Origin of the sequence: Xanthomarina arctica, assembly GCF_014638915.1 — a bacterium.
Lineage (GTDB): Bacteria > Bacteroidota > Bacteroidia > Flavobacteriales > Flavobacteriaceae > Xanthomarina > Xanthomarina arctica.
The window spans coordinates 834,127-842,137 of record NZ_BMFQ01000003.1 but is presented as its reverse complement, the minus strand read 5'-3'; the positions used below and the strand labels follow the sequence as shown (position 1 = coordinate 842,137).

The following is an 8,011-nucleotide window of genomic DNA, read 5'->3' as shown; positions in this document are numbered from 1 at the left end:
CAGCTCTGGAATTAAGTTGAATCCAATAATTATCAATATAAATACTATAATCGCTGTCATTTCTCAAATGTGTGGTAACGGTTTTGTATATGAAAAGTGCGTGCTTGTGTCAGAGGATTTTCGGAACGAAAATCGGATGAAAGCAAGTACGCACTTTCCTTTGATTAAGCACTAAACTACGCATTTTTTATATACGGTGTTGTACACAGTTTTTTATTTTTTCGGTCAAATCGTTGATGTGATATGCAGTGTTTCCGATTCCTTGAAAATTTTCTATTATATAATTTAAATCAGTTTGAGCTTTTTCACAGTCGTCTTTACCAAGATAATTTAATGCTCTATGAACATAGGCTGTAGATAAGATATCCTTATCATCGGTGTTTTCAATAACATAGTTGGTAATTACAACACCTTTATCAAACTCTTTATTATAGAAATAGGTCAATCCTAAATTTATTCCTGCAATATGATATGTTGAATCTGAAACTTCATAAGATTTTTGGTAATATTTTATTGCATTTTCATAGTCATAATCTAAATATCTATTTAATCCTAAATTACTTAATGTAGTTGGATTATTTGGGTCCAATTCTAACGATTTTAGAAAAACCTCTTTTCCTTTATCATAATCTCCATTTTTACTAAATTCTATTCCTTTTTCGTTTAGGTCTTCTGCGTTTTCATTTTCGTAATAATCACCAGGAATTGATTTGTTTTGATCATCGTTAATTGATGCTTTTTTATTGTCTTTGCAACTATTCAAGGATATTATAAGTAGTGAAAGAAATAGTAATTTGTTCAGCGTCATTTGGGTTTGTTTAAATTGTGTACAACGGTCTTGTGTATGAAACGTAGCGTATAAATAAACACTAACTTTTCGGATTTAGCACGAGCCGAATTTTTTATTTTTATGTTTAATTTTCTTTTATAAATATAACCAAATAAAAAATTTGGCGTACTTTTTAAATATACAAAAACCTCTCGGAAAGCCTATAATAGCTATGTTTTATACACGTTGTTAGCCACTGGCTTTATTCCGCAAACTTGCTAGCGTTGGCGTGAAAGCTCTTTTAAATTTGTGAGGCACGAGCAAACTTTGAATGTGCTTTCACTTGCGTTGGCTTATCCAATTAATTTTTCTTTTCTATTTCCATAGATAACAATACCTTGTTTAAAATCATAAAGATAATTTGCTATAAGTTTTCTTTCGCTAATTTTTTTCTGGTCTACTAAATAATAAGATATTCTTTGATTTGTTATAAATCGAATTAAGTCAACTAATTGTTCAAAAGTTTGATTTTTTTGAATACAGATGGTTATGCTTTTCTTTATTATATAATTTATTTCTGTTTTTAATGCTTTTTCTATTTTAGCAAGAGATGTTCCAGGTTTATTTTCTTCTTTTTGTTCTTTTAATTCTTCAATTGAAGTAGGTAAATCTCCGAATCCTAAAAAGACTTTGGCTCCTTTTCTTATTGCTTCTAATCCTATTTTTCCATTTGAATTACAAGTTAAACAAAAGATTTTTTTTCCTTTGAATGAATCAATGTTATCAAACGTTATAAATTCTTCTTTGTAAAAATAATCCTCTGGGTGTTCTTTTTTTGCATCTTCACTTATAAAAGCATTGTCAAATAATTTTCCTTTTGCTCCGTATAAGTAATTACTTCTTCCGTGTCCCATAAATAGTATTAAACCATTCTTAGGATGGTCTAAAATACTTTGAAGACAATTTTCGTGAGACTCTTCATTTGGTTTAACATTATAATGATGTGTTATAGATGTTAACTCACTATTTAAATGATTCTTTATTTTATCTAAAAAACCAGTAGTTGAATCTTCGGGATGGATTATAAGTAAAAGTCGTTGCATATTAAATTTTGATTGTTAAATATGCGATAGTTTGTTGAATTATTTCTTTTTTAAATTCATTTCTGATTTGATCATTAGCTTCAATATATTTAGCTATTTCAAGAAATGTTTTACCCTCTAAATTTTTGTTAATGAAATTTTGTTCAAATACTAAATCAGGAAATTTCTTTAATTCTTCTTCAATAATTAAATCTGTTGATTCAATATTGGTTTTAAAAAAATTTCTAATTTCAATATCTCTATTTTCTCTTTCTATATAATCGATTACTCCATTTTTAACTAATGCTTTTATTCTTGTAACAGCATTGTCTCTAGATTCATCACGAATAATTGTTTTAAGGATATCATCCATTAATCCAGAGTAGACAATCTTAGGAGTAGTCCTAAATATTTTATTTGCTTTTAGTTGTCTTATTAACTCAACTCCATTAATATCATCATCAAGTTGATAATCAAAAGCTACAAGATGAAATACGTTTCCACTGAATCTTCTGCGGTATTCAGAAAGAACTTTTTGAATATCTATAGCTCCTTTTGTAAGAAATTCTGAATATTCTGGATTTCCAACACTAAATTGTTCACAAACTAATTCGATACCATCATTTTTAGCATCTCTGATGAGTTTTTCTATTTCTTCAGTTTGGTCTTCATTATCGACTATTAAGCACTTTCTTACCATTATTGTATTGTGATTTCGAAACAAGCACCTTTTAACTGAATATTGTTTCCTATAAATTTAATTTCCCCTTTCATTGATTTCAATCCAGTTCTAACCGAATTTAATCCAATACCAGACCCCCCAAGAGTTGTAGTAATACCTAAGTCAAAAATTGTTTCTTTGTTTTCTATGAACTCTTTAGATACTCCGTTCCCATCATCTGAAAAATATATTTTCAAAATATCTTTTGATGGATTAGACATTTCTATTTTAATGTTTTTAGCAGATGCTTTAACTGAATTGGAAATCAAATCATCTAAAACAACAGATATATCTAATAAACTGAATTTTTTAACAAGTTCTGAATCATTGCATATCACTTCAAAATCTAGTTCCGTTTTAGGATAAATGTCAGAGTAAATATTAACATATTGATTTATGTATTTAACTACATCTGCAATTTGTGCATTTGCATCTGCTTTAAAATTTGAGCGTGTAATTATTTTACTAATTTTGTTTGCTTTTTCGGCTTGAAATTTTATTGCTCCTAAAGATTTTAAAAGATTATTTTTAGTGTAATTATTTTCTATAACCTTATGGTATAGATTGTCTACACTATCACTTATTTTTTTTGAAGTAATTTTTATGTTATGAACTAATCCTTTCGCATCCTCAGTTAATGAACGTGAAGAAGTTTTGAGATAAGTATTCTTTTCTTTTTCTAATTCTAATTCTTTTTCTAATTTTTCAGCATCCTTTTCAGCTTTAATTTTTTCCTCTTCTAGAGTTTTTACATTTTCAAACTGTTGCTGAATTTGAATTTTTAATTTTTCTTGCTCAGTTTTTAATTTGTCTATTTCGTTTTGAGAAATAGGGAAGCTGTCCAACTCTATTTTTGAAGTTGATATTTTACTCAAAAGTTGATTTAACTCAACAGACGAGAGTTCTTTTTTAGATAATTGATTTACGATAGAATTTAGTTCTGCTTCTGATTTTTGTTTTTGCTCATCAGCTAAGTCAGATACAAAATCACGATTAATTGATAAATCGATAATTTCATCTTTTTTTACATTTACAATTTTTTCTATAACTGATAAGATTCTTTTATTTCTTGTGAGTGAATCTTCATTAAAAAGTTCCTTTGATTCATCCCAATTAGGGTCGTTAATTATTTCATCTTCTAGCTTACTAAAGTTTTTAATAGTTATACTATCCCAATTAATCCCTTCAACTACAAATCTTTCTAATCTCCTTAAAGTTTTTAAATAATATCCAAATGGATTTGAAAATTTAGTTAATTGATTGAAAATATCATTATTTAATACACCTGACCTACTAGAAATAATTTTAAAATATTTTTCATCATCTTCTTTTTCTTGATTACCAAACACCTCAATTCTTCCTATAACTTCGCGAGTTCCTAAATATCTTGCTCTACCTTGGTTTTTTCTGTTCTCCATACCTAACCAATCATCCCCAGAATCTCCATAGGGAGGAACCCTAAAGCCGTCTATAAAAAAAGAAATTGAACCAAATTCGTTAGAACGAATTCCAGTTTGCTTCATAAAGTAAGCTTTCGAGTAAGGATTTAAATAATAAATGTGAATTTTTATGTTTTTGAGTAAATCAAAAGGGTTATGTTCTGTGAGAGTGAAAATTTCATTTCCTCTATCCTTTAGAGTTGTGGTTATTTTTGTACCATCTTCAGAAATTTCAGAATGAATATATGTTACTTTAAAATTAAGTTTATCAAAAATTTTATTTTCTACTGTACCATTTATTTTTTGAAAAGGTTGAAAGTCTTTTTCAATTTTTATAAATTCTTCTGCTAAAATATTAACATCAAATTTTTCAGATTCAAAACTCTGATTTGGATTAATAAATTTTTCCAGTTGTCGTTTAAGAGAAAGAATTTTTTTATGGCTCCATTCTTCTCTAAGAGATGTTATTGATAAAGTTGTTCCTGATTTAAACGAGTTTAAGTTGGTTTCGTTTTGATATTGAATCATTGTTATTTCTTCAAGGTCAAAATTGATATCTTGAATATTAATTTCAATGTCATCAATTTGTTCAAATTTTCGCCAGTCTATTGAAAGTTTAATTAAGTTTGAGTTTTCTTTTTTTGTGTAAATTGTTAAAAATTTACCTAATCTATCACAAGAGAATCTGCCAACACCTTTGTTACCTGCTAAGGTTCTGTTATGCTCTTCTTTTTTTGATTTTTTTTCAGAATACGCAATATTTAACCACTTATTAATCAAATCATATTCAGACATTCCTGAGCCACTATCTGAAATAATAATTTCTGAAGCGTTTAGTTTTTTATATTCTTTAATTTCTTGGTTATGAAGGACATTTCTGAATATAATATTTGATTCTTTAGAACCTGCGTCAAAAGAATTTTTAACTAGTTCTAAAACAGCAATGTTATCATCAGTAATAAGATCTTTGCCAATGATACTTTTAAGCAAAACATTAGTTCTAAAGCTTACTTTTGTCATTATATCATTGATTTTAAAACTAAACCTGCTTGTTCTCCAAATAAAGGAGGAATTGCATTTCCAATTTGTGAATATCTAGGAACTTCTTGTGTTCTTCTTTTTCCTCCAGTTGTATATTTCCCCTTAAATTGATAATTGTCAGGAAATGATTGAATACGTGCATACTCACGAACTGTCATTATTCTTGGTTCGCAATAATGAATGTAATCATCTGGAAGTGTAGTAATTGTCGGGGTAGGCTTATCTGCTTCTAATATTTTTGTGCTACTCTTTTTTAATTTAAATCTTTCTCTATAAGTTGAACTAGTTAGTTTTTCGTCTAAAGCAACTTGAAATCTATTCTTAACTACGTCTGTATGTTTTGCAAACCTGTGACTATCTACATTGCTTTGTTGTTTTTTATATTTTCGCAGGTATTTTTGATATTTCGATTCAATTTCTCCATAAACACCAGCTTTAAAATTAGGTGTTTCAGATTCTATTTGTCCATTAGATTGAAGCAAGTCTGAAATTGCATTTTCTAAAGAAGGATTTACCGTAAGGTTTTTATTAATTAAGAAGTTTTCTTTATTGTTTTTAATTTTTTCAAAGAAAGTTTCTTTATTAATATTTGAATTATTCTCTACAAATTCATTCTGAATACCTACTAAAATAAATCGTGTTCTTTTTTGAGGAACTCCATAATCAGCAAAATTGATAAGATGTCCTTGGACAGTGTATCCTTTCTTTTTTAGTTCATCAATTACATATAATGAGTAGGCTCTTCCTTTTTTGTCATTCTTTCTAAAACCTTGTGTAAAACCTTTAACATTTTCAAAAAATATTAGCTTAGGTTTTACCAAGTCAATAAATTTAATGTAGGAATTGATTAAATCATTTCTTGAATCATTTTCAATTCTTCTGCCTGCCATTGAAAATCCTTGGCAAGGTGGACCACCAGCAACTAAATCAATTTTACCTCTTAAAGCTATTAAGTTTTCAGAATGATTTTCTAAAACTTGATTTATGTCGTGATGTTTTTGGTCTAACCAATTTGGCCAATCAAAATGTTTTTTCTTTTTGATTAAATTGTGTTCAAGTGTTTTAAAGGCATCTTCACTTTTTTCAATAGCAAAAGTACCTTTCCAACCTGCGTTATGTAATCCTAATGAAAGTCCTCCACACCCAGAGAACAAATCAATATATGTTTTTTGATTCTCCATTTTATAAGTTACTTTTTGTAGAATGTAACAATATTCTAATATCCACATTAAGTACGTTCGCAATGTTTGATAACGTATCTAATGATGGTTGTCGAGCATTCGTACACCATTGAGATATTGTAGATTCATCTTTATCTAATTGTTCAGCTAACCATTTGTTTTTTCTTCTGGTTTCAGCAAGAACTACTTTGATTCTATTTATTTCCAATTTCGCCAATTAATTTGTGTTATACGCAAATATATTAACTTATCAGGTGAATTCTTTTGTTTTTATTAATTATTTCCTTTTTTTGGGAGAGGTGATGGGAAAAGGCAAGCTCTTTTTATTTTTTGAGGCACGAAAAAAATGAAATGTGCTTGACTGTGCGGCTGGCTTTTCAGCTTGTGGCTAACGGTTTTGTGTATGATTAGTGGCGTGTTTAAGCACCTAATTTAGCAAATAAAAACTGAATAGAAAATCCGCGAGGATTTTCGTATGTTGGCGATAACCAAGCCATTAATTATACACGGTGTTGCCACCAGTTATTTTTTCCACTTACTTCTTTTTTCATTCCATTCTTTCCAGAATTGTAAATATCCTTTTCGGTCAAATTCGTCTTTCGGTATTTCCTTTTCTGGACTATTTTTATAAAATTCCTCTACTTGGTCAACAAAATCTAATACTTGGCTTTTATAGTCCTTAAAGTCAACTTTAGTTTCATTTCCGCTTTCCGTTTTCAGCGTTACAGTTCCGTTATCGTGAGTCAATTCCCAGTCAATTCCGCTCGGACAACTTCCAATATAGACTTCCTCCATATCATTGTCAAAAACTAAAAAGTGTCCACAGCAAGGAATTAATTGGTCTCCAACAGGATTTTCTTTGGTGTGATTCCGTTCCAAAGTCCGAAGTAAGAGTAGAGCAGTTGCACTAATCGTCCAGCCATCATTTTCGGATTGGTCAACAACAATTTCATTTCCAATATTCACACGCATTTGTCCGTGAGCACACAAATCCGTTTGAGTATCTTCTTCAGATATCCAATTTGTCTTTAAAAGTTCAATTTTGAATTTGTTCGAGGTCATTTTTTAATTGGTGGCAACGTTTATGTATAAGGAAAGTTGCGTGTTTGTGTGCGAGGATTTTCCGAAGGAAAATCAGAAGCTAGCAAACAAAGCAACTAACATTGGTTAAGCACAAAATAGCAATTTTTTTTATACGGTGTTGCCATTAGTTTTTTATTTTTCATAGAAGTCTCCGTCTTCCCAATTTTTTGTTCCGAGATATTCTCCGCAAAAATTGTAACGTTTGATACTTCCGTTTGTATTAAAGATTTTTCCATATCTAAACAACCAAATTTCATTTTCTGTCAATTTAATACGTCGAAATCTTTTGTCGTCACTTGCGTCCATTGAGGAAATAAATACTGATTTCTTTTCAAAAAGTACAATTCCGTTTGGGTCTATAATTCGGTCGATAACTATAACTTTTTTGTGTTTCAATGTCCAGAATAAAAACTTGCGTTTTTTGTCTATCGATTCGGTTTTTAAAGTCACACTTTCAATCCCACAACTATCATTTTTAGTCAGATTAGCGCTCTGTAATTCAGTCGTTTTTATTCCGCTATTCGGATTAATGATTAGGGAAATCAAACTTATTGAAATCGAAAATATTAAATTTATGACGGTCATTTTAAATTAATGGCAACGGTTTTGTGTATGATTAGTGGCGTGTTTAAGCACCTAATTTAGCAAATAAAAACCGAATAGAAAATCCGCGAGGATTTTCGTAATTATGCAAG

The 8,011-nt window shown here is 29.3% G+C and carries 8 protein-coding genes; all 8 read right to left on the bottom strand.

The window, feature by feature from the left end; translation table 11 throughout:
* Nucleotides 1-187: 187 nt before the first annotated feature.
* Nucleotides 188-808 (bottom strand): tetratricopeptide repeat protein, encoded by a 621-nt coding sequence (locus IEV77_RS14940; protein ID WP_188466219.1) that lies wholly within the window; start codon nucleotides 806-808, stop codon nucleotides 188-190.
* 314 nt (nucleotides 809-1,122) lie between these two features.
* Nucleotides 1,123-1,683: a hypothetical protein gene (locus IEV77_RS14935; RefSeq protein WP_188466217.1), complete on the bottom strand. Its 561-nt coding sequence runs from the start codon at nucleotides 1,681-1,683 to the stop codon at nucleotides 1,123-1,125.
* Nucleotides 1,684-1,873: 190 nt separating this feature from the next.
* Entirely contained in the window at nucleotides 1,874-2,551 is a 678-nt protein-coding gene (locus tag IEV77_RS14930; protein WP_188466215.1) for a PleD family two-component system response regulator, read from the bottom strand.
* Nucleotides 2,551-5,031, bottom strand: a complete 2,481-nt coding sequence (locus tag IEV77_RS14925) for an ATP-binding protein (protein WP_188466213.1) — start codon at nucleotides 5,029-5,031, stop codon at nucleotides 2,551-2,553. The genes IEV77_RS14930 and IEV77_RS14925 overlap by 1 nt, the downstream gene beginning before the upstream one ends.
* On the bottom strand, nucleotides 5,031-6,233 hold the full coding sequence (locus tag IEV77_RS14920; protein WP_188466211.1) for a DNA cytosine methyltransferase: 1,203 nt from the start codon (nucleotides 6,231-6,233) through the stop codon (nucleotides 5,031-5,033). The genes IEV77_RS14925 and IEV77_RS14920 overlap by 1 nt, the downstream gene beginning before the upstream one ends.
* Before the next feature lies 1 nt (nucleotide 6,234).
* On the bottom strand, nucleotides 6,235-6,441 hold the full coding sequence (locus IEV77_RS14915) for a helix-turn-helix domain-containing protein (protein ID WP_308419224.1): 207 nt from the start codon (nucleotides 6,439-6,441) through the stop codon (nucleotides 6,235-6,237).
* Between the two features lie 314 nt (nucleotides 6,442-6,755).
* Entirely contained in the window at nucleotides 6,756-7,295 is a 540-nt protein-coding gene (locus IEV77_RS14910) for a hypothetical protein (protein WP_188466207.1), read from the bottom strand.
* A gap of 153 nt (nucleotides 7,296-7,448) precedes the next feature.
* Complete coding sequence (locus IEV77_RS14905; protein ID WP_188466204.1) at nucleotides 7,449-7,862, bottom strand: hypothetical protein; 414 nt, start codon at nucleotides 7,860-7,862, stop codon at nucleotides 7,449-7,451.
* Nucleotides 7,863-8,011: the final 149 nt, after the last annotated feature.

Coding starts and splice junctions, on each gene's coding strand:
- IEV77_RS14925 (WP_188466213.1), bottom strand. CDS start 5,031: ATGACAAAAGTAAGCTTTAGAACTAATGTTTTGCTTAAAAGTATCATT.
- IEV77_RS14935 (WP_188466217.1), bottom strand. CDS start 1,683: ATGGGACACGGAAGAAGTAATTACTTATACGGAGCAAAAGGAAAATTA.
- IEV77_RS14920 (WP_188466211.1), bottom strand. CDS start 6,233: ATGGAGAATCAAAAAACATATATTGATTTGTTCTCTGGGTGTGGAGGA.
- IEV77_RS14930 (WP_188466215.1), bottom strand. CDS start 2,551: ATGGTAAGAAAGTGCTTAATAGTCGATAATGAAGACCAAACTGAAGAA.
- IEV77_RS14940 (WP_188466219.1), bottom strand. CDS start 808: ATGACGCTGAACAAATTACTATTTCTTTCACTACTTATAATATCCTTG.
- IEV77_RS14910 (WP_188466207.1), bottom strand. CDS start 7,295: ATGACCTCGAACAAATTCAAAATTGAACTTTTAAAGACAAATTGGATA.